The organism is Microcoleus sp. LAD1_D3, from assembly GCF_036702135.1.
Classification (GTDB): domain Bacteria; phylum Cyanobacteriota; class Cyanobacteriia; order Cyanobacteriales; family Microcoleaceae; genus Microcoleus.
Window position 1 is genome coordinate 50930 of sequence record NZ_JAUBSB010000033.1, and the last position, 21381, is coordinate 72310.

The following is a 21381-nucleotide window of genomic DNA, read 5'->3' on the forward strand; positions in this document are numbered from 1 at the left end:
TGTCAGTTCTAGAGAATGCCAGCAATAATAGTTGGCTTTGTTGTAACCTTTGGAAAGGTTAAAAGCGATCGTAAAACACAAATAATTGTTAAGCGAAAAGTTTTTTTGTCTGCGATCGCATCGATCGAACTTGTGAAAAGTTCGATCGCCAATTTCCTACTCAACAAACAGCCGCTACACCCAACTCTGTAATCGCCGCCTCCGGGCCCACCAAAGAAATATACGGTTCGATGAAGTATTTCTTAGCCGCATCCCGCGCTTGTGAAGCTGTCACCTGTGCAATTTCTTCTTGAAATTGCTGGTCAAATTGAATTCCCAATCCCAAAATTTCATACCAGCCTAAAACTTGGGCAATTTGCGAATTAGTTTGTTTCCCTAAAGCATATTGACCGAGCATTTTATTCTTGCAAGCTTGCAATTCTTCCTCGCTTAGTTCGATGTTGGCGAGTCGATCGACTTCGGCGCGCAATCCTTCAAAAGCAGTCGCCGTATTTTCCGGCGCCGTACCCATGTACACGACAAACTGAGCCGTGTCCAAGCGCGTCGCGTAGAGGGCGGAAACGTCGTAAGCCAAGCCCCGCTTTTCCCGCAATTCCACAAACAATCGGCTCGACAAACCGTTACCCAAATAAGTATTCAGCAACTTAATCGCTGCGTAATCGGGATTTTTGACGGAGGGTGCGAGGTAGCCCAGCATAATCACTGATTGCTGCGTATCTTGCGCGGTAACGACCGATTGAGGGGAGGGGTAGAGGGGGGGGACAGTTAAAGTTGGCAGGGGTGTTAAAGGCGCTTTCCAGGATCCAAAAGTTCGATCGATCAGGGCGATCGCATCTTCGGTGGAGATTCTGCCGGCTACAGAAATCACTACATTATCGGGACGGAAATAGGTTTTGTGGAACTGTTCGAGCTCGTTTCTGGTGAGCTGTGACATAGTAGCTTCCGTGCCCAAGGGAGAGAAAGCATAGGGATGTTCCTGGTACATCGCGTGCCGCAATTGCTCAAAGGCGATCGCAAATGGCTGTTCTTGTTGCGATCGAATTGCTGATATGGCAATACGGCGTTCAAGTTCGACTTCAGCTTCCGGGAAAGTGGGCGATCGCGTCAATTGCGCCGCCAACTCCAAAATGTCCTCAAAATCCGCAGAAACCGTCTTCAAACTCACTAAAAAATAGTCTGTAGTAGAGTCGGCACTCAACCTCGCTCCCACCGATTCTACACGCTCCGCAATTTCCAGCGAAGACAGGCGCTCGGTTCCCTTAGTCATTACCGCCGACAGCAAGTGACACAACCCTGCTTGTTCCGGCTGCACGTAGCGACTGCCGGCCCGCAGGAATATCCTAGCTGCAATAATATCTGCGGCTGGATTTTCTGCTGCCAAGACAACAATACCGTTGTCTAAAACCGTGCGCTGGATTTCATTTTTCATGGTTAATTTAGTCGAGAATTGGTAATTGGGAAGAGGTAATTGGTAATTGGGAAGGGGTAATTGGTAATTGGTAATTGGTAATTACTTGATTGCCATTTTTCTATTTTCCATTTGCATCTTGTATGATGTCATACCGGGCAGGGCCTGACGCACAACATCTAAATGTAACAACATCTATCCTGTAAGGTGCGCCACAAGCACAAAGAACCCTGGACAAACGCCGAACCTCTATCCCGTAGGGTGCGCCACAACCACAGAGAACCCCGCACAAATGCCGAACATCTATCCGGTACAAAAGATATTTATATTCACCAGTTTAACGATTAGATTGGTTTGAGTACGACGGCTGTATAGCGTCGGGGAGAGAGATATTGTTGAGCTAGGCGTTGGAGGTCTAAGGGCCCAAATGCTTTAATCCTGGTGGGATAGCTGAGCGCTAATTCCGCAGTGGCGATCGTATTGTAATATCCGTAAAGACCCGCTAGCTGTCCCGGCGTTTCGAGCGAGAAAGCAAAATCGTTGCACAGCAAACGCTTACAGCGGAGCAATTCTACCTCGGAAACCGGCTCAGACTGCAATTCCCAAAGTCGATCGCAAATCCGAGATTCCACCTGTTCGACATCCTTCGCGTCCAAGACTGCACTGATAGTAAATAAACTCGATTCCCGTTGCAGCGAGAAAGTGCTCTCGATCGCCTCTACTAATTGTAATTCTTCCCGCAGTTCCCTGACTAAACGCGAAGTTCGCCCGTCTGCGAGCAACACCGACAGCAAATCCAAGCCGCAAGCACTTTGCAAGTGTTCAACTCCCGGGCCCGTCCAGGCCATCATTAGCCGGGCTTGTTCTAATCGGGGCAGGCTCAATTCCTGACGGCGAATTTCTATCAGTGGCGGTTCCGCCTCTGCGGTTAATTTGGGACAATCCCACGGATCGTAAAACTGCTCGAATGCTTTCCCCGTAACATCTCTGGCCTGTTGTTCATCAATTCCCCCAACTATCACCACAGTCATATTTTCCGGCTGATAGTGCGATCGGTGGAAACAGCGCATTTCGTGGGGAGTTCGCGACATCAGCAGCTCTTCGGTGCCGAGTACCGATCGCCTGTAGGGATGCCGCTGGTAAACTGTTTCCATCATTGCTTGGAAACCCAGCCAATCGGGATTGTCTTGAGCTTGACGGATTTCTTCTAGCACCACATCTCGCTCGCGATCAAATTCTCGATCGGGAATCGAAGCGCGCAGCAGCAATTCTGCCAGTGGCTGCGCTGTTTCTGCTAAATAATCGGCCGCAGCGTTGACGAAAAAATGGGCGTAGTCGTGACTTGTAGCTGCATTGGCGACACCGCCGCGATTTTCGATTACCTGGTCAAATTCTCCAGGGGCAATCGAATCCGTCCCTTTAAATATCATGTGTTCTAGAAAATGAGCCATTCCCGACCAAGAATCCGGCTCCAGCGTAGCGCCAGCCCTCACCCACACGTCTAGGGCGACCACCGGTGTGGCCGAAATCCGCTGGTGAATTACCGTTAACCCGTTGTTGAGCTTCCAGACATTGGCTGGGAACTCTAAAGCAGTGAGCAGTTGAGACAAGCTAGTTATTCTTAAACTTTAGTTAACTTCGGCTGCAACTATGGTAGCGCTTTACAGCTCTGCGATCGGGATTAATTGATACAAAAGTCAGTTGTCAGTTGGCAGTTGTCAGTTGGCAGTTGGCAGTGGTCAGTGGTCAGTGGTCAGTTGGCAGTTGTTATTAAGGGTAATTTTTGCTTTTTTAAAAAACGACCTTAGCCTTAATTAAGTATCATTTCTTGGTTTAAAAGTCAATAGGTTGCGCGGGATATTAATGAATCAGTCGGGAGAAAGAGGATGTTATCAGAATATTTCAATAAATTAAGAAATATAAGAACACTAAAGACATTGAGAGGAGAAACGACAGATGGTAGCTACCTTAGAAGATACCAAGCGCCAAGCGATCGCGATGAAATTAGCAGACATGAAAGCGCTGCAAAACCTGTTGATCGCCAACGAGCAATTGTTCATCAATTCCTGCAACGACTCCGAACTGGCTGATCGCTTCCGCCATATGCTTGAGGACGATCGCAAAAACATGGGCGTATTAGAAACTACGATCGTGCAATACGGCATTCAAGCCGAACCCAAAGAAACCAGCACAAAAATGATTGAAGAAGTTCAGAAACTTATGGAAGGTTCTGAACTCACCATGTTTGAAAAAGTCGCCCAGCACGAACTGCTCAAACACAAACAAACAATGGCTGGCTTATTAATTCATAAAGCCGCCCAAGTAGTTGGCGCCGACATCGAAGCCGCCATTACCCCGCTCAACACAGTTAACTTTGAAAACCGCGCTCACCAAGAACAACTCAAAGGAGTTTTAGAAGTCTTAGGAGTGCGCGAACTGACCGGCAAAGACCCCGATCAAGGCGTTTGGGCCCGCGTACAAGATGCAATGGCAGCTATGACCGGCATCATCGGCGGTGCAGTTACCCGCACCAAAGATGAGATGAACATCACCGAAATCCTCACCATGGATCACCGCAAAGTCGATACCCTCTTTATGGAAATCGAAAAAACCGACGATCCTCAAAAACTGCAAGAATTCTTCGGGCAACTTTACAAAGACCTCAGCGTTCACGCAGAAGCCGAAGAACAAATAGTTTATCCAGCAATTCGCAGCTACTACACCGATACTCAAGAACTGTACGACGAGCAAGCAGCAATGAAGCAAATGCTCGCCCAAATTAAGGCTCTCAACCCCAGTTCTTCTGATTTTAAAGCCCAAATCAAACAGCTCCAAACAGCGGTTCAGGATCACGTGAAAGAAGAAGAAAACGATATGTTACCTCAAATTCGCCGCAACCTGAGCGAAGCACAAATGGAACAAATGGCTACTCAATTCAAAGCAGCCAAAAGCACCATGCAGCAAGAAATGGCTAACATGAGCTAATTCAGCAGCGAGCTAATTGTAGCTCTAGCAAAACTAGAGAGTAGCTAAACTGCAACCTATCAATCCCGCTACGTGGGTAGCGGGATTACTGTTTTTTTGAAAGACTATTTTAAAAAATAAATATATTATTTGTAGGGGCGGGTTTCACGAAAGATATTTCGGGTAATTCATAATATAAATAAACCCGCCCCCGAGTTGTGGAGGGCGGGTTTATTTATATTATGAATTTCATCAAAGGTTTCCGGTAAAACCGGCCCCTACGAGCATTGGAAACAAGAAGATTTTAGCCATTAATCACAGAGCCGCCGTTGGGATGCAAAATTTGACCCGTCATGTAAGACGAATCTTTTGAAGCTAAAAACACGTAACTGGGGGCAACTTCATCGGGTTGACCGGCGCGTCCCAAGGCTGTGTCTGCACCAAATTTCTCCACTTTTTCTTCAGGGAAAGTCGAGGGAATTAGAGGCGTCCAAATCGGGCCGGGAGCTACTCCGTTGACGCGAATTCCTTTCTCAGCTAAACTTTGAGACAAAGAGCGGGTAAAGGCAACAATTGCTCCTTTTGTGGAGGAGTAATCTAATAATTGTTGATTGCCTTTGTAAGCGGTGACAGAGGTAGTGTTGATAATTGCACTTCCTTCTTTGAGGTGTTTGAGAGCGGCTTTTGTGAGGTAAAACATTGAGAAAATGTTGGTGCGGAAGGTGCGCTCTAATTGTTCGGCGGTGATGTCTTCAATGCTTTCTTGGGGATGCTGTTCGGCGGCGTTGTTGACGAGGATGTCGAGGCTACCAAATTCTTTAACTGTTTGTTCTACAAGGTTTTGACAGACGTTTTCGTCGCCGATGTCGCCGGCGATCGCAATACAGCGGCGCCCTTGTTGTTCGATCGCCTCTTTGGTTTTTTTGGCATCATCATCTTCGTTAAGATAGCTGATGACCACGTTCGCGCCTTCTTTGGCAAAGGCGATCGCCACTGCACGCCCGATACCGCTGTCTCCGCCTGTAATTAAGGCTACTTTGTCCCGCAATTTGTCGCTACCGCGATATCCCTCCGCGAAGGATTGAGGTTGCGGGGTCATTTGCGATTCAATACCGGGTTGCTGTTCTTGATGTTGAGCCGGATTGGTTTGTTGTTGAGTTGGCATAACATATTCCTCTAGGTTATACCTCTATAAATAAAGGTTTTCTGGAACTAGGGAATCGCTCTTTTTGCCGATCGCGCTCTACGACTAAAGACAGTAATTAAAGAGATAAATAAACCCGTCAGCCGAACCCATGATTGTGGGGGGCTGGTTTATATAAATTGTGAGTTTTCCTCAAAGATTGTCGATAAAATCCGTCCCTACGAGCATCGGGATATATTTGTTGTAGAGGCGGGTTTCACGAAAAATATTTGCGGTAATTAAAGAAATCCATAAACCCGCCCCGCGAGCCTCTAATTATTGTCACAACAGCAAAAAGCACGCCAAAACATGATTTGACGTGCAGTTTAAACAAGCTAGTGGCTAATTGATGAGTCTCAAACTAAAGACCCAACTTAAGATTAAAGCAGCGAAGGCGTAGGCTTAGGAGGAACGACGAACAATGATTTATCGAGACCATTCTCTTCAAAAAATATTGCCATCAGGGAATTCGCCGAGTTTCGCAAATCGTTGGGGTTAAAGGTGCTAACACCAGTCTCAGTCTTAGAAGCGAGCAAGCGATCATCATCGGCGGTGCTGGCCTGTACCAGAGCCGCCGCTGAACGCTCGGGGTTATTCAGCGGATCATTATCGTTGGGGATGCTAGAAGCAGTTACCACACCCGTGCCACCAGTCAGCGGATCGATGCTCATAATCGTTAGCTCTGGCGTCACAGACGCATTCGGTCCCGGCACCGTTAAAGGAACAGGGTTGGGCCCGGTCGGAATCGGGAACGGGTTGGGAACGCCCGGAGCGTTGAAAACTTCCAATAGCGAATAGGTGCCCGGAGCTAAATTGGTGAACAGGGCAATACCATTCGCATCAGTAAATACCAGAGGCTCGGTAGCAGGATCGTAGAGCCGGTTGTTATTCAAATCCAAGGTGAACGGGATGCCCTCCAAAGGAGGCTCGCCCTCATCTCGAATGCCGTTGCGGTTGTCGTCGCGGAACTTCTCAACTGGCTCGTTAAAGCTAAGGTTCTGAGGGATCTGGTTGTTGCCTACCAAAGCACAAGTAAACGTTTGGTTTGCGCCCAGTACGATGTCCAGTGGTTGAGTAGTTTGGAAAGAATTCGGAGGCGTGACTTCCCGGACTCGGTAAATACCGGGGGTCAAATTGCCAAACTCCCAGCGGCCGAACTGATCGCTGACGCTAGTGGTTTCTTCCGCATCGAGGGCGTCGTTACCGTTGCTGTCGAGGTAGATTGTGACCCCTGCGATCGGCGTTTCAAAGCCGTCTCGGTAGCCGTTGCCGTTCACATCTTGGAATTTGCACCCAGTGATCCGGCTGTTGGGGGTGTTGCCAAAGACGACGTTGGCATCTTGAGTGCTGAGGTCGAACTGCACCCGATCCGGAGTAGTAGGACTAAAACCCGCCTGCGCGACTTCCCGAACCACATAATTGCCTGGTTCCAGGTTGGTGAAAGCGGCGCGTCCGTTGGCGTCAGTTACTATCGACTGTTCCCCTGTGTCGAGGGCGCCGTTGTCGTTGGCATCAATGTAAGCCGTGACGCCGGCAATGCCCCCTTCCTCTGGAGTGTTGCCCGGTTCGTAACGACCGTTAGCGTTCTTATCGTTGTATTTGAAGATTGTGATGTTGGGGCGCGTATTCCCGACTGCACCGCTGCCTGGATTTACCGGAATCGAGGTGAAGAAGACTGCCGGTTCCGGGTTGAGCGGCGGGAACGGGGGCGGAAAGTTCGCCGAAACGACGCGCTGGCCACCGGGAACTGTTGCATCTGCCACTAGGAAAGGCAGCGTTCCCTGCTGTCGCGATTGGGGCCCGGGGGCTGTGACTTCTACCGGGTTCTGGGTAGTTGGAATTGGCGGCTGGTTGGCTATGAAGGTTTCAAAGGTTTCCAATACTGAGTAGCTGCCAGCCTTCAAATCTCTGAAGGTAGCCCTACCATCAGCGCCAGTGAACAACTGCGGTTCGCCCGTGTCTGTTCGGCCGTTCCGGTTCACATCGATGATGAACGGGATGCCCGAGAGAGGAATTTCCCCTGCGTCTTGTATGCCGTTGGCGTTGTCGTCCCGGAATTTGAAGATCGGGATTTCGTACAGGGGAGTGTTGCCGACTTGAGCGCAGGCCCAGATTTCGCCCTGGCCGAGGTTAACGTCAAGCAGGGGGGTGCTACCGGGGGGGGTGCTTTGGGGAAAATCTCTTTCTAACGGTTCAGTGCCCGGCCCGTTGGCTCGCTCTTCCCGAATCCGGTACAGCCCTGGCTGCAAATTGGTGAATCGGAACTCGCCGTTTCTATCAGTTAAGGTACTGGTGTCCCCTTGATCTAGCTCACCGTTGTTGTTGGCATCGATATAGATTCTGACGTTTTGCATCGAGGGTTCACTCCCGTCTCGAAAGCCGTCGTTGTCTACGTCGAGGAATTTGCAGCCAATAATCTCACCACCGGGCGGGATCGGACCATTGCCGAACAACACTGTGGCATTAGTGCCCGTAAGGTTGACGACAACTGGGTTAGGAGTTGTCGGGTTCAAATTGGGTGGCGGAATTTCCCTAACTGTATAGGTGCCTGGAAGCAAGCCTGGAAATACGAAGTTTCCGGTGGCGTTTGTCAACGTCGAGGGTTCACCTGGCTCGACAGTGCCGTTGTTATTGGTGTCAATAAAGATTTGGACGTTGGAGATTGGCGGCTCGCCTGCATCTCGAATGCCGTTGAGGTTGTTGTCGCGGAATTTGGTACCCTGGATACCCGCAGGAGCGTTGCCAAAATTGATGGTTGGCGGTAGCACTACTGGGGGTAATACAGGAGTTACCTGACTAGCCTTTATGTCTGTCATGATTTTCTTTTCCTTCACACCTAAATCTACGTAAGCTACAGGCTACTGTATCACTTTGTCAATCAGCAGTTAGCTGCTGCTAGCGACTGACGATCGCTACTCAATCATACATACGTCTACGTTGCTCGAAGGTTCCTCATCTAACATCAGGCTTACTCCAGCTTTGTCGCACGAGATTATATCAGGTTTTGAATAGCTGTGGCAATTTGAGCGCAATATCTTCAAGATTTGCGCCCGGAGTTCTTCTGCCCGTGGACACTTGCTGTTTAGAGCTGGAACAACGTTAAGATTCACTGCACCTCGGTGACTTGAGCGACCGGGCCACGAGGGCGATCGCACTTGGGGAATTGTCTGATAATTCCTAAAAACAGGTATGATACTGTCTCTGAATCTTGCTCCTCATATACAAGCCAGCTTTGGGCTTCCCGGAACTCTGGCTTGGCTTTGGAGGTTGCCAACAATAGGGTATCACGCGATCGCCCTTTAACCTCTTCCTGATTTTTATCTGTGGTTTGGGATGCGGGGCGATCGAGCTTTGTGTCACCCTACATAACCGAGAAATCTCTCGCGCCCATCGGCACCAACGAGTGAGCGATCGCCCCATTCATTATTTAATTCATTTGTCTTGACAAAATTACTAATTTGTGCATTAGGCTCCAGACCGACATTCTGTTGCCCAAAGTTAGGAATATTGCCTAAATTCGTAAAAAATCCATCACTCAAAAAATTACTAATTTGATCACTATCATGACCCTGGCTCAAAAGCAAGCGATCGGTCCCCATATTGCCCGCAGGTTCGCCCGCATAGCTGCTGCCATCCGTCAGCGGGTCGCCCTTCAAGGATTTAGCTGACCTACCCTCAGCCCCTCCCGTCAGAAAATCGATGCTGCTAGCCTGAATCTCTGCCGAGACAACAACCACCGCAGGCGGAGTCGTTTGAATGAAACCGGGCGGCGGAACTTCCCTGACAACATAACTACCTACAGGAACGTTACGGAAACTGTAATTGCCCTGCAGATCGCTGAAGGTACTCGCTTCACCCGGATCTAAACTGCTGTTATTGTTGAGGTCGATATAAATTTGAGTGTTGGCGATCGGCGGTTCCCCGGCATCGAGGATGCCGTTGGCGTTAAAATCGTTAAATTTCACACCGCTGATGGTGCCAGTCACCAATACATTGCCAAAGCTGAGATTAGTGGCATTTGTGCCGTTGCCCACGGTGATCGGAGTCGGATTGGGCGTAGTTTGTCGAAAACCGGGCTGCGGCACTTCCCTCACGACATAGGTTCCTGGAGGCAAATTGATAAAAGAGAAATTACCTTCGGGGTTTGTTAAAGTCGCAGGTTCGCTCGGATCTAAACTGCCGTTGTTGTTGAAATCAAGGTAAATCGGCCAGTTGGCAACTCTCGGTTCCGTCGGTTCGTTGATACCGTTAGCGTTGAGGTCGTTGAACTTGAAGCCGCTGATGCTACCGGTAGGAAAATTGTTGCCGAAATTGACGCCGACAGCGTTGGTATTGCCGGTTATGTCGATCGGGCCTGGATTTGGCGTAGTCTGTACCCATCCCGGTTGCTGGACTTCCCTCACCAAATACCGGCCAGGAGAAACATTGGCAAAAGTGTAGTTGCCTTGCGGGTTTGTGATGGTGTTGGGTTCGCCCGGGTCAACGCTGCCGTTGCCGTTGAGGTCGAGGTAAATTTGCCAGTTGGTCAGAGGGGGGTCTGTCGCGTCTCGGACGCTGTTGGCATTCAGGTCGTTGAACTTGACACCGCTGATGCTGCCGACAAAAAAGACATTGCCAAAATTGATGTTGTTGACAGTGGCGTTGGAAGTAACGTTAACCGGGCCGGGGTCAGGCGTGGTTTGGAGAAAACCCGGTTGCTGGACTTCTCTCACCAAATATGTATCGGCGGGAATATTGACAAAAGCGTAATTGCCTTCAACATTTGTAAAAGTAAAAGGTTCGTCGCCGTCTAGCCTGTTATTGCGGTTGAGGTCGAGGTAGATTTGCCAGTTAGCTAGCCCTTGTTCCCCGGGATCTCGGCTGCTGTTGTTGTTGATGTCGTTGAATTTTGTGCCTGCGATCGTCCCTGCGTTAAAGTTGTTGCCAAAATTGATATTGTCAGTGTTTGTGCCACTGGTAATCGTGATGGGTGCGGGATTTGGGGTAGTTTGGCGAAAGTTCGGCTGCTGGACTTCCCTAACTTGGTAAGTTCCCGGGGGCAGGTTGGCGAAGATGTAGTTGCCTTGCGGGTTTGTGAGGGTGGAAGGTTCGTTAAATTCTGGCTGGCCGTTGTTGTTGAGGTCGAGGTAGATTTGCCAGTTGGGAATGGGAACTTCTCCCGGATCAGGGAGGCCGTTGGCGTTGAAGTCGTTGTATTTGGTGCCGCTGATGCTGCCGACTTGGAAGTTCCCGATGTTGACGTTGCCGATGTCTATTTGGCTGGCGGTTCTGGTGCTGGATTCGGACATGGTGTTGCTGGGGCCCAATGAACGCGGTTCAATGTTTTCTGTAGGGCAATCTAGCAGTTTTTTTGCCAATTGCAGCTATTTCAGGGGATAAATTATTTTTAGGAAAGGGAAGGGGAGAATAGTTGTGAGTTTTGAGTTAACTGGTTCGCAGGCATAGCCAGGGAATCAGTTAATGCCTTAGCCCAATTCCCTATGCCGAAATTCCCAATTTTTTCCAGATTTGATGTACGATCGCTACCAGTTTTGCAGAGGTCGAATTCCCAATGTCCCAAAACTTGACAGCAAGCTGGAATGACGCCCGCGAGGTTCCAAGTTTGCTCTTCGGCTGGAGTTTGTGCGGTTTATTGGCAATAGGCTCGATCGCCCCGACTCCTGCTGCGGCACAGCTACCTACCTCCCAACAGAGTAACAGCAACAGCCCGATCGCTCAAACAGGTGCGATCGTCCGCCCCGCAATCAAATTGGGCAGCCGCGGCTCGGAAGTGATCGAACTCCAAGCTGCTCTTCAATTGTTGGGCTTTTATACTGGCACTGTAGACGGGATTTTCTCACAAAGCACCGCTAGAGCTGTGTCTCAGTTCCAGGAAGCAGCAGGCCTGCCTCCAGACGCAATAGTCGGTCAAGATACTTGGAACCGGCTGTTTCCTGCGACTCCGAGTGCGATCGAAAACCCGATCGCCAACGATCCTACAACTACCGACAACTCAGAGATTAGCCCCGAAGCGCAGCCAACCAATTTTCCAGTTTTAAGAAGACGAATGCGGGGGGCGGCAGTCAGAGATTTGCAAGAGCGGCTGCGGGCCAAGGGATTTTTACGCGTGAGTGCTGACGGCGTATTCGGCCCGGAAACTCAAGCTGCTGTCAAGGCGGCTCAGCGACAATATCAACTGCCAGCAGACGGCATAGTCGGCCGTGCTACTTGGGAAGCTCTGCTGCGTTGACAGCAAGCGAAAAGTGCCGGGTGTGCACGTTGCGGTATCGGGCGATCGTACAAATTGTTAATAATCCCTTTTGGAAGTATTTCTTCACATCAAAAAGTGTCAAGTTTGGTAAACAAAGTGTTTTTATGCGCGCAGTTGGTGTTAACTTAAAAACAGGAGGGGCAAAACCAAGAAGCACAAAAAACTTGGATAAAAAATTTGGAATTAGAGTATTTGTCCCGCTCGGCTCTAGTCCGCAGGCAACGCCTGAACCGTGTAGCTTATTAGCAAAGAAAGGTTGACATTGCGCTCGATATTTGTTAGATAGCTTGAGGCTATTGCATGAATCAAAAGTTGCGATCGCACAATCAAACACAGAAGTCTGAATAGACTCCGCTGATAGCTAGCTCGTCCGCAGAGTAGTTGCAAAAAAGTCCACCTTAGTTGTAGTTTGCTGAAACTCAGCAGAGCTAAAAACCCACTTGAATCAACTTAATTTACAAACTTTTTAGGGTCTGGCATCCGATATGCTAGGCCCTAAAATTTTGAAATTTTGAAGTAGCAAGCAGTCTTTGGCTGTTAACACTCAACAGTCAATCGATTTTAGATTTTAGATTTTAGATTAAAGAAGTGAAGCATTGACCCCACGGATAAATTCGGGGGGCAAGTTTCATCGGATACAGGTTTTTTATTTCTGGACGGATGAATCCGGGGGCTTGTATCCTGGATTCTTTCGGTCATTAGTTAACATTCAACAGTTAACAGTTAATAGTCAACAGTTAACTAATGACTAATGACCATTTCATTTAATTTCTTCAATTCGAGCATTCAAACCGTTAGCGCTGAGCATTTGTAGCAATTCCTCAGCTTTTTCGCGTTCCCGAAAAGCACCGGCTTGCATCACCGGTCGTCCGCTGGCAAAACTGCGAAAGGCACCGGGAACGAGGGATTGCATTTTTTGTCGATCGTCCGGGCTGTCGGTATCCACCACAACTCGATAGCGCAAACCCAAAGCAGACGGTAGATCGAATGACGGCGAATTATCCGCGGCATCGGGCAAAGAATTCCCCCCTAAAGGTGCAGGTACATAACCGCCCCTTCCGATAGGAATGTTGCGGCCCGGAACCGGCAATCTACCCTCGGAAGAAACCGAACTCGAACTATCAAAATTGGGAGGAATAATTGGTTGCTGTACCGAAATTTCCGAAACCGATCGATAATTCGGATCGGGCACAGGAATTGCGATCGCCCCTGGGACTACCGATGAAGCAGCGGCATTCCTCGGAGAAAGCTCTTGCTGCAACTGAGCGCTTGGCGGTGTCGAGCGATTTTGCACCGGTCGCCTGGAAACCGGCGCAGGTGGCGAAATTGGCGCTCTTTCCACTCTGGGACTTAGCCGCCCGGGAGTGTAAGCAGGGAGAGAAGTTTCTGGGCCGCCGATGCTGGGAGGTCGATCGGTCGTTAGCTGCAAAGCACTTCCTCCAATTGGCCCAGGGGTAAAAGTTCCCGCCACGTCAACCGATCCCGTCGTCCGGCTGCTCAACAATTGATTGCCGTAGGCTGGGATTACTTGACCTTTGGCCGCATTGTTGACATCGTACTGACCGTTGTTGCGAATGACATTACCCCCCGGTTCGGTTGCAGTTCCCAAATCCGGCAGAGCTCTCGATATCGCCACAATTCCGTCCCGCCGGTTACTCTCGATATAATTGTTACGCAGCACCGGCCTAGCATCAGCTTGCACCACCACGCCATCTTTATTGCGAGTAATTTTATTACCGATCAGCAGAGGCGAAGCGTTCTGCGCTACATTCACCCCAAATCCCGTGTTTTCAAACACATTATCTCGAACTTCCGGCTGGGAACTGCCAAAAATCGTAATGCCGTTAGCTCCATTTTTCGAGAAAACATTCCCGCCAATCGTCGGCCTGGAAGTACCCACTACTGAAATGCCGTCGTGAGTGCTGCCAGAAAAAGTATTGTTGACAACTGTCGGAGAACTCGATTCGATCCACAAAGCGTAACCGCGATAGTTGGTATTAGTCACCGTCACCCCGCTGAGTCCCGCCCCATCTGCGCCTAAAATCGCAATATTTTGACCCGCCGAAGTCGGACTGATAAAGTATCCTCCGCCTTTGATGACAATATTCTGACCGCGAGTGTTGGGATTTCCCTGAACTGTCACGCTGGGCCTAAGCATTAATGGAAATTTTTCGCCGGTTTGCTCGCTGTAAGTACCGGGCGCTAGCAAAATCGCTGTTTTGGGCGGGGCGACGCTTAAGGCGTAGGTAAGGGTTTTAAACGGAGCTTGATCGCTGCCGTTGCCCCCCGTGTCGCTGCCCCCGATCGAGCTGACGTAAAGTATGTTAATGTCGCTCTCCAGGGTCTGAGAAAGTAGCTGCTCTCCGGGTATCCCGGCAGCGATAACTGACGGTTGAGGGTTGCAAAAGGCGGTCATCGCAAAGACGAGCAGAAGGCAAGAACTCAAACAAGATTTTTGCGATCGATTTTCTTTGCACTCGCTATATTGAGAATTTAGGAGCATAAATAAACCCCACTGATTTGCGATCCGAGTTCCGCTTCCTGAGTTCGGTGTCGGGTTTTCGCGATCGAACTTTGATTTCACCCGCCTGCTGGGGTTTTCTTCTGTTAATCTTTTGTGTTGTTCTGCTAACCTCACGGCTCTCCTCCGAAGTGTGGTATGCAGTTTAACGATTCCACTCTCATCAAGTTTGATCTATTATGCTTTGTTTTCATCAAATTCAATAAAACTTAAAAAATTGTCGAATTTACATCGGTTTATGCCAAAATTAAGCCGCTTGCTTTGCCACAATCTTGACGGCGTGGGAGAATATAGCGGTTTGACTGGTAAAATTAATTATAATTAGGGTGGTTCTGAATGACCGACAAACAAAACAGAACTTTACCGGCACAGCCAGCCCTCTGCCGGATTTTAGATGCAAATTTAGATCGATCGCGCGAAGGGTTGAGAATTATTGAAGAATGGTGCAGGTTTGGTCTCAACAACGCCGATTTAGCTGGCGAGTGCAAGCAACTGCGTCAAGAATTGGCTGCTTGGCACGTCGCAGAATTGCGAAGTGCTAGGGATACGCCGGCTGATCCGGGTACGGAGTTGACTCACCCGCAGGAAGAGCAGCGTTCGAGCATTCAGCAGCTACTGGAGGCGAATTTCTGCCGGGTGGAAGAAGCTCTGCGGGTACTCGAAGAGTATGGCAAAATTTACGATCGGAATATGGGCGCGGCTTTTAAGCAGATGCGCTATCGGGTTTATACTCTCGAAAGCAATTTGCTGGCTTATCGGCGCTACCAGCAGTTACTTCGATCGCAGTTATACCTTGTAACTTCGCCGAGAGACAACTTGTTGGGAGTCGTGGAAGCTGCTTTGCAAGGGGGACTGACTTTGGTGCAGTACCGCGACAAAAGCTCAGACGACGGGGTAAAACTGGCTAATGCGCGCCAGCTTTGCGAACTTTGTCACCGCTACGATGCTTTGCTGATTGTGAACGATCGCGTGGATTTTGCGATCGCAGCGGATGCCGACGGCGTACACTTAGGACAGGGAGATTTGCCTGTGGCGGAAGCGCGCAAGTTGCTGGGCCCGGGACGCATCATCGGTTGTTCGACTACGAATGGCGAGGAAATGCAGCGAGCTATTGATGCGGGAGCCGACTACATTGGAGTTGGGCCGGTTTACCACACTCCTACTAAACCTGATAAACACGCGGCAGGTTTGGACTATGTGCGGTATGCTGCTGATAAGTCGCCGATTCCGTGGTTTGCGATCGGCGGAATTGATATCAACAACCTCGATGAAGTATTGAATGCCGGATCTCAAAGGGTTGCCATAGTACGCGCGATTATGGAAGCAGAACAGCCTACTTTAGTCACGCAGTTTTTCATCTCGCAGTTGATTCGGATGGAGAATCTGAAAGCTCAGAAAGCTTTGCACGGGAAAAGCTAGGTTTATTTGCGATTCGTAGGGCGGGTTTAGCACAGGAAGTCTGTGCATAAAATATAATTTTGTTACCAAACCCGCCCTGAAAACTGATATTTTACTTATGATAAATCAAATTGCGCTGCAAGTTAACGGAGAAACCCGCAATTGTGCGATCGACACACCGTTACCAAATTTACTAGAACAATTGGGATTAAACCCGCGCTTGGTGGCTGTGGAGTACAACGGGGAAATTCTGCACAAACAATTTTGGGAATCTACACATATGCAAGAGGGCGACATATTAGAAGTTGTCACAATTGTCGGAGGAGGCTAGCCACAAATTGGTGGCAAATTAAGCCTTAAATTTTCACCAATGGGCAGAACCTAGGAATGTCGCTTGCACTCAAGTCTAGATCCCACTCAATCCCCCTTAATAAGGGGGACTTTGAGAAGAATTTTGTCTCCCTAAATCCCGTTAATTAAGAGGGACTTTGAGAAGAATTTTGTCCCCCTAAAGCCCGTTAATTAAGAGGGACTTTGAGAAAAATCTTGTCCCCCCCTTATTAAGGGGGGCTAGGGGGGATCGAGACTTTGAGACAAACAAAAGAGACTTAATGAACGTCGCAAAATATCGCAATTAAACTGCGACAGCTTCAGCCACTGGTTCAGCCACAGGTGCTGCTACAACAGGATAAATGCTGACTTTCTTGCGAGTTTTGCCTTTTCTTTCAAAAGTCACCACACCGTCAATCATGGCAAACAGAGTATCATCTCTGCCGATACCTACATTGTTACCAGGGTGAAATTTGGTGCCGCGTTGACGGATCAAAATGTTGCCAGCTCTGACAACTTGACCGCCGTACTTTTTGACACCCAGACGCTGAGAATTAGAGTCGCGTCCGTTACGTGTACTGCCTGTACCTTTCTTGTGGGCCATAATATCCTCAACTGTATTTACTATTTTTTATTCTGAATCAGTTTCGGCGGTTTGGGGAGTTTCCACAACTGCTGCAGTTAAGTCTCTGGCGGCTAAGACTGTACCGTTGACGCTGATGGAGTCAATCATAAAGCGAGTTGTTTCTTGACGGTGCCCTTTTTTCTTCCGAGTTTTCTTTTTCGGCTTCATCTTGTAGACGAGGACTTTGCGGCCCCGGAAATGCCGGAGAACCGTTCCTTCTACAGTGGCATTTTCTAGTAGAGGCTGGCCGATATGAACCTCGCCTTCGTGCTGGATGAGAAATACTTTGTCTATGGTGACTTTGGATTCAGCTTCGACGTGAAGCAGTTCGATGTCGTAGAAGCGGCCTGGTTCTACCCGAAATTGTTTGCCGCCGGTTTCAATGATTGCGTAAGTCATGGGATGGTTGTTGAGATTGCCGTACAGGTAGCTGATGAGTCATTGGTCATTAGTCGTTGTGGACTTTTGACTGCTGACTGCTCTCCAGCTTTTGGAATGTCTTAACCTGATCCGAGCCGGATTTAGACAGACAATCTACTATTATTGCTGATTGTTGTAGTTTTGTCAAGGTAAAAGAGACTTAATCTTTTCTAATTGTTAGTTTGAGAACAGATTTGTGGCGACGAACTACGGAATGCTTACAGAGTTAAATGTAGATTTTCTCAGATTCTCTCTTGTGAAACAGGGCAGGTAAAAATGGCAAATCGCATCGGGAAATTCTTCAATACTGATATCAAAGAACTGTTTTCCGCCGAAGCAGCGGAGGGAATCGGAGAAGCTGGGAAAACAGCCGCCGAATTGGCAAAAATGTTCAAAGAACAAGGGCTGGACAATAGCAACTTGCTGCTAGAGGTTTTGAACTCTCCCTTAGCTCAAGTTGTGGGAACTGGATTGCCATTTGTCGGGATTGCGGCGAAAATGCTGGCGTTTTTTATTGAAAAAGCTCACCAGCAGCCGACTTTAGCTGAGTGCATTTTCCTCGTCAGTCAGGCGGCTTATCTGGAAAGTTTTAAGGATTTTCTTGAAGAAGACGCAAGTCTGTTAAATCGCATCGGGCAAACTCCGGTTTCCGATAAAGTTAAGCAGTTGCTTAAAAAATTGGCAGATTGGGAATTGAGCGATAAAGCAGCCAAAGAAACTGTTACTTGCTTCCGCGATTCGATGTTAGCCACGGAATTTAACCTAGTGCTATCAGAGCGGCTACAACAAGCCGGACTGAATGCCGATGAAGCTCAAATTTTGACAAAGAGAGTTGCTGCTAATACTGGCCGCTATTTAATCGAAGCTTGGGCAGTTTCCGGCGAGGCCATGAAACATCTTGGACAGCCTTCTTTCAGCGAATGGCGGAAGGATCAGGAGCAATATCACAGCATTGACAACTACCTGCAAGAACAGATTGCCTCTCTACCGCTAGAATCGGTATTTAAAGAAAAATTTTCATTCAAAGATATCTACGTGCCTCTGAAAGCAAAGCCAATTGATAAAAATGGCAAGCTCATAAATGATGCAGAAGCTTTCGATTTAGAAACTTGGGCAAAAGACTTGCTTGAGAATGAAAACAAACAAAATCGGGTAATGTTTGTCGAAGCTGGGCCCGGACGCGGAAAAAGCGTTTTTTGTCGGGTGTTTGCTGACTGGGTGGGGCAAAATTTGCATCCAGTTTGGACGCCCGTGTTAATTCGACTGCGATATATTCCTAAATTGCACAATAGTTTTCGAGAAACGCTAAAAGATGCAGTTACTGCGGGTTTTGCTAGCGATGACGGCTGGTTGACGGATCGAAACACGCGATATTTGTTTTTCTTGGATGGCTTTGACGAGTTGCTGATGGAGGGGAGAAGCAACGGGGGTTTAGAGCAATTTCTCAAGCAAGTAGGGAAATTTCAGGAGAACTGCGCTCAGAGTTCGGAAATGAGACACCGGGTTTTGATTACTGGCAGAACTTTAGCTTTGCAAGCTATTGAAAGGCAACTGCCAGAGAACTTGGAGCGAGTCGAAATTCAGGTAATGGATGACGGACTACAGCAACAGTGGTTGAGCAAGTGGGAAGACCAATTTGGGGCAGAAAAAACCTCAGCTTTTCAGCAGTTTTTAGAAGATGAATGTTGTCCAGAGAATGTAAAATCCGAACTGTCGCGAGAGCCACTCTTGCTTTATCTGTTAGCGGCGATGCACCGGGACAAAACGTTGAAAGTTGAGAATTTTCAAGGAACTAACAGCACTCAAGCAAAAATTTTGATTTACAACAAAACTGTGAATTGGGTACTCACAGAGCAGCGGTCTGATAAGCTCAATCGCGATTTGACAGAATTGGAAACAGAGGATTTGCGGCGCATCCTTACAGAAGCAGGGTTGTGCGTGGTGCAGTCGGGAGGGGAATGCGCTTCTGTAGCGATGATTGAGGAACGATTGAAAGCACATGACTCAGCTAAAAAATTTCTTGAGGAAGCACAAAAACGGATTGATAATCCTCTGAGAAATGCTTTGGCGGTTTTTTATCTTCAGCAAGGCAGTAAAGAAGGTTCTGTGGAGTTTGTACACAAGAGTTTTGGTGAATTTCTGTGTGCGGAACGATTGAAAGAAAGTCTGGAAGAGTGGACGGAACCGGGAAAGAAAGGTAGAGGATTTAATACTCAAGACTCTCAGATGGACTGGGAAATTTATGATTTGTTGGGTTATGGGCCGCTGACGGGAGAAATTGTGGAATATTTGATGGGGTTGTTAACAACTCCGGCTGTTGCAGGGGAGGAAAATCAGTTTCGTCTTGTGGAGTTATTCCTGCGTCTGGAAGATTTTTATCTGCGGTGGTGCGATGGGGAATTTATTGATATGCTGCCGGAAAGTTTGCCTCAGAAGAAGATGCGCCTACTGCGAGATCAATTGAAAACCCAAGATTTGGGACAGCGACAAATAGATATTTATGCTGGTTTGAATGTGATGATTTTGCTGTTGGAGTTGCACCGTTACGGTCAGCAGAGAGATGAATTAAAAGACAAAATAATGTTTTATCCTTATGGGGAACCTAATGCTGAAGGTAAAGTTGAGGATGCAAGTCGGTTGTTGCGTCTCATCCGTTATAGCTGTTGTGTTGGGGATTTTGGCTTTATCCAAACTGTTGGGAGATTCCTAAGTGGTGCAAACCTCAGAGGCGCAAACCTTCGCGGGGCAAACCTCAGAGGCGCAAACCTCAGCGGCGCAAACCTCAGCGACGCAAACCTCATCGGCGCAAACCTCATCGGCGCAAACCTCAGTGACGCAAAGCTCAGTGGCGCAAACCTCAGCGGCGCAGACCTCTGTCGCGCAAACCTCAGTGACGCAAACCTCAGTGACGCAAACCTCAGTCGCGCAAACCTCAGCGGCGCAAACCTTAGTGGCGCAAACCTCATTGGCCCAAAGCTCAGCCGCGTAAGCCTCAGCGGTGCAAATCTTAGTGGCGCAAACCTTAGTGGCGCAAATCTCATCGACGCATACTTCAGCCGCGTAAACCTCAGTGGCGCAAACCTCATTGCCGCAAAGCTTATAGGCGCAAAGCTTAGCCGTGTTAACCTCAGCGGCGCAAACCTCAGCGGCGCAAAGCTCAGCGGCGCAAAGCTCAGCGGCGCAAAGCTCAGTGGCGCAAAGCTCAGTGGCGCAAAGCTCAGTGGCGCAAAGCTCAGCGACGCAAACCTCAGCGATGGCACTTTTGGAGATATCGAATGGGATGAAAATACAAAGTGGGAGAATGTTCTAGGTTTGGATACAGCCGTTAATGTTCCAGAAGCGTTAAGGCAACAGCTAGGAATGCAGTAGAAACATTTTTCCAGGCTTGGCGTATCATTTTTATGAACAGGCTTTCCGGCCTGTTCCACAAAGAGTGAATTTTCTTGTGGGGTGGGCCCTCCTAGTCCGCGCCCGAAAGACCGATCGACATACGAAGGTCGATCGACCTTATTCTATCCAAAAGGTCGATCGGACTGGATTCAAGCAGCCACAGAACATTTGCGCGATCGCAACAATTCCAAAGCCTGCTGTTTCACCCTACCTTCCATAACCTCTTTTTGCAAATTAATAAAAGCCTCAAAATCTTCTAAACCGTACTTAGTCATCTGCAACTGCTGTCGCAACTGTTCTTCGGCCTCAACCGTTAAATAACCTGTTGCCAAAGCTTTTCTGACAATTTTACTGATTAAAGTCATAGTAGATTCACCCTGAATACACCTACGTTAAAACACTGAAGTTTTGTCAACCGACTAACTCAGCTTTTAGTTTGTTTCATAATTACCCTTAAAATAGGTTAAATCTACCTTAAGGTCTATGTAAATAAAGTTATTTTTGATACATTGATGAAACTGTAGCAATTTTAAATGTAGAGTGCGATTAAAGTGGTATATTTAGTTTTTCTCGGACAACATTATCCTTCAACTACGTTAAATCTACCTTAAGGCATAATTTAAACATAGCGATTTGTGACATTGGAAATTGTTGTATGGATTTTAAATGTAGAGTGCGCTTAAATTGGTATATTTAGTTTCTGTCTAACAACAGCCTCCATTCTCTGACAGCAAAAGGAGGAACCAGCAATTCTGTTTCTTTTTGATTTTTCACAGGAAAACTCAACAGCAAAGGTCGATTACTTTCCAATTGTGTAATAGACCTCTTGCAAAATAATTTTATGATATAATGGAAAGTTTTGCTTGACTGGATTGAATCCCAACTATTAACT

The 21381-nt window shown here is 48.2% G+C and carries 16 protein-coding genes; 5 read left to right on the top strand and 11 right to left on the bottom strand.

What is annotated here, in order from left to right:
- Positions 1-160: 160 nt before the first annotated feature.
- Positions 161-1429 carry a pitrilysin family protein gene (locus QUA74_RS18675; RefSeq protein WP_333332062.1) on the bottom strand — a complete coding sequence of 423 codons (1269 nt, stop codon included), beginning with the start codon at positions 1427-1429 and terminating at the stop codon, positions 161-163.
- A 323-nt stretch (positions 1430-1752) separates the two neighbouring features.
- Complete coding sequence (locus QUA74_RS18680) at positions 1753-3018, bottom strand: pitrilysin family protein (protein ID WP_333332065.1); 1266 nt, start codon at positions 3016-3018, stop codon at positions 1753-1755.
- A gap of 346 nt (positions 3019-3364) precedes the next feature.
- Here QUA74_RS18680 and QUA74_RS18685 point away from each other — a divergent pair, with 346 nt between their 5' ends.
- Entirely contained in the window at positions 3365-4393 is a 1029-nt protein-coding gene (locus QUA74_RS18685; RefSeq protein WP_333332068.1) for a hemerythrin domain-containing protein, read from the top strand.
- A 283-nt stretch (positions 4394-4676) separates the two neighbouring features.
- On the opposite strand, the gene QUA74_RS18690 is transcribed toward QUA74_RS18685, so the two are convergent.
- The 4 genes from QUA74_RS18690 to QUA74_RS18705 all read right to left on the bottom strand — a co-directional run bounded on the left by QUA74_RS18690 (position 4677) and on the right by QUA74_RS18705 (position 10843).
- Entirely contained in the window at positions 4677-5537 is an 861-nt protein-coding gene (locus QUA74_RS18690) for an SDR family oxidoreductase (protein ID WP_333332071.1), read from the bottom strand.
- Between the two features lie 398 nt (positions 5538-5935).
- Positions 5936-8371: an SdrD B-like domain-containing protein gene (locus tag QUA74_RS18695; RefSeq protein ID WP_333332074.1), complete on the bottom strand. Its 2436-nt coding sequence runs from the start codon at positions 8369-8371 to the stop codon at positions 5936-5938.
- 290 nt (positions 8372-8661) lie between these two features.
- On the bottom strand, positions 8662-8829 hold the full coding sequence (locus tag QUA74_RS18700; RefSeq protein ID WP_333332077.1) for a hypothetical protein: 168 nt from the start codon (positions 8827-8829) through the stop codon (positions 8662-8664).
- Between the two features lie 82 nt (positions 8830-8911).
- Positions 8912-10843, bottom strand: coding sequence for an SdrD B-like domain-containing protein (locus tag QUA74_RS18705; RefSeq protein ID WP_333332079.1), 1932 nt, complete (start codon positions 10841-10843; stop codon positions 8912-8914).
- 263 nt (positions 10844-11106) lie between these two features.
- On the opposite strand from QUA74_RS18705, the gene QUA74_RS18710 reads away from it, so the two are divergent.
- Positions 11107-11784, top strand: a complete 678-nt coding sequence (locus QUA74_RS18710) for a peptidoglycan-binding protein (protein ID WP_333332082.1) — start codon at positions 11107-11109, stop codon at positions 11782-11784.
- Positions 11785-12565: 781 nt separating this feature from the next.
- Here QUA74_RS18710 and QUA74_RS18715 read toward each other — a convergent pair.
- Positions 12566-14443 (bottom strand): DUF1565 domain-containing protein, encoded by a 1878-nt coding sequence (locus tag QUA74_RS18715; RefSeq protein ID WP_333332085.1) that lies wholly within the window; start codon positions 14441-14443, stop codon positions 12566-12568.
- A 219-nt stretch (positions 14444-14662) separates the two neighbouring features.
- Here QUA74_RS18715 and QUA74_RS18720 point away from each other — a divergent pair, with 219 nt between their 5' ends.
- Positions 14663-15745: a thiamine phosphate synthase gene (locus QUA74_RS18720; RefSeq protein ID WP_333332087.1), complete on the top strand. Its 1083-nt coding sequence runs from the start codon at positions 14663-14665 to the stop codon at positions 15743-15745.
- Between the two features lie 97 nt (positions 15746-15842).
- Positions 15843-16055 carry a sulfur carrier protein ThiS gene (gene thiS, locus QUA74_RS18725; protein ID WP_333332090.1) on the top strand — a complete coding sequence of 71 codons (213 nt, stop codon included), beginning with the start codon at positions 15843-15845 and terminating at the stop codon, positions 16053-16055.
- 303 nt (positions 16056-16358) lie between these two features.
- On the opposite strand, the gene rpmA is transcribed toward thiS, so the two are convergent.
- Positions 16359-16658, bottom strand: coding sequence for a 50S ribosomal protein L27 (gene rpmA, locus QUA74_RS18730; protein ID WP_006634942.1), 300 nt, complete (start codon positions 16656-16658; stop codon positions 16359-16361).
- 27 nt (positions 16659-16685) lie between these two features.
- Positions 16686-17078 (bottom strand): 50S ribosomal protein L21, encoded by a 393-nt coding sequence (gene rplU / locus QUA74_RS18735; protein ID WP_172190164.1) that lies wholly within the window; start codon positions 17076-17078, stop codon positions 16686-16688.
- 297 nt (positions 17079-17375) lie between these two features.
- Between rplU and QUA74_RS18740 the strand changes: the two genes are divergently transcribed.
- Positions 17376-20468 (top strand): pentapeptide repeat-containing protein, encoded by a 3093-nt coding sequence (locus QUA74_RS18740; protein ID WP_333332094.1) that lies wholly within the window; start codon positions 17376-17378, stop codon positions 20466-20468.
- Between the two features lie 170 nt (positions 20469-20638).
- On the opposite strand, the gene QUA74_RS18745 is transcribed toward QUA74_RS18740, so the two are convergent.
- Positions 20639-20854 (bottom strand): hypothetical protein, encoded by a 216-nt coding sequence (locus QUA74_RS18745; RefSeq protein WP_333031954.1) that lies wholly within the window; start codon positions 20852-20854, stop codon positions 20639-20641.
- Between the two features lie 328 nt (positions 20855-21182).
- Positions 21183-21381: DUF3122 domain-containing protein (locus tag QUA74_RS18750; protein ID WP_333332097.1), on the bottom strand; the 199-nt coding region annotated here is incomplete at its 5' end.

What these genes read in the sequence shown, in the direction of transcription:
- QUA74_RS18745 (WP_333031954.1), bottom strand. Translation starts at nt 20,854, where the DNA reads ATGACTTTAATCAGTAAAATTGTCAGAAAAGCTTTGGCAACAGGTTAT.
- QUA74_RS18705 (WP_333332079.1), bottom strand. Translation starts at nt 10,843, where the DNA reads ATGTCCGAATCCAGCACCAGAACCGCCAGCCAAATAGACATCGGCAAC.
- QUA74_RS18710 (WP_333332082.1), top strand. Translation starts at nt 11,107, where the DNA reads ATGTCCCAAAACTTGACAGCAAGCTGGAATGACGCCCGCGAGGTTCCA.
- rpmA (WP_006634942.1), bottom strand. Translation starts at nt 16,658, where the DNA reads ATGGCCCACAAGAAAGGTACAGGCAGTACACGTAACGGACGCGACTCT.
- thiS (WP_333332090.1), top strand. Translation starts at nt 15,843, where the DNA reads ATGATAAATCAAATTGCGCTGCAAGTTAACGGAGAAACCCGCAATTGT.
- QUA74_RS18695 (WP_333332074.1), bottom strand. Translation starts at nt 8,371, where the DNA reads ATGACAGACATAAAGGCTAGTCAGGTAACTCCTGTATTACCCCCAGTA.
- rplU (WP_172190164.1), bottom strand. Translation starts at nt 17,078, where the DNA reads ATGACTTACGCAATCATTGAAACCGGCGGCAAACAATTTCGGGTAGAA.
- QUA74_RS18685 (WP_333332068.1), top strand. Translation starts at nt 3,365, where the DNA reads ATGGTAGCTACCTTAGAAGATACCAAGCGCCAAGCGATCGCGATGAAA.
- QUA74_RS18720 (WP_333332087.1), top strand. Translation starts at nt 14,663, where the DNA reads ATGACCGACAAACAAAACAGAACTTTACCGGCACAGCCAGCCCTCTGC.
- QUA74_RS18740 (WP_333332094.1), top strand. Translation starts at nt 17,376, where the DNA reads ATGGCAAATCGCATCGGGAAATTCTTCAATACTGATATCAAAGAACTG.
- QUA74_RS18690 (WP_333332071.1), bottom strand. Translation starts at nt 5,537, where the DNA reads ATGCCAACTCAACAACAAACCAATCCGGCTCAACATCAAGAACAGCAA.
- QUA74_RS18675 (WP_333332062.1), bottom strand. Translation starts at nt 1,429, where the DNA reads ATGAAAAATGAAATCCAGCGCACGGTTTTAGACAACGGTATTGTTGTC.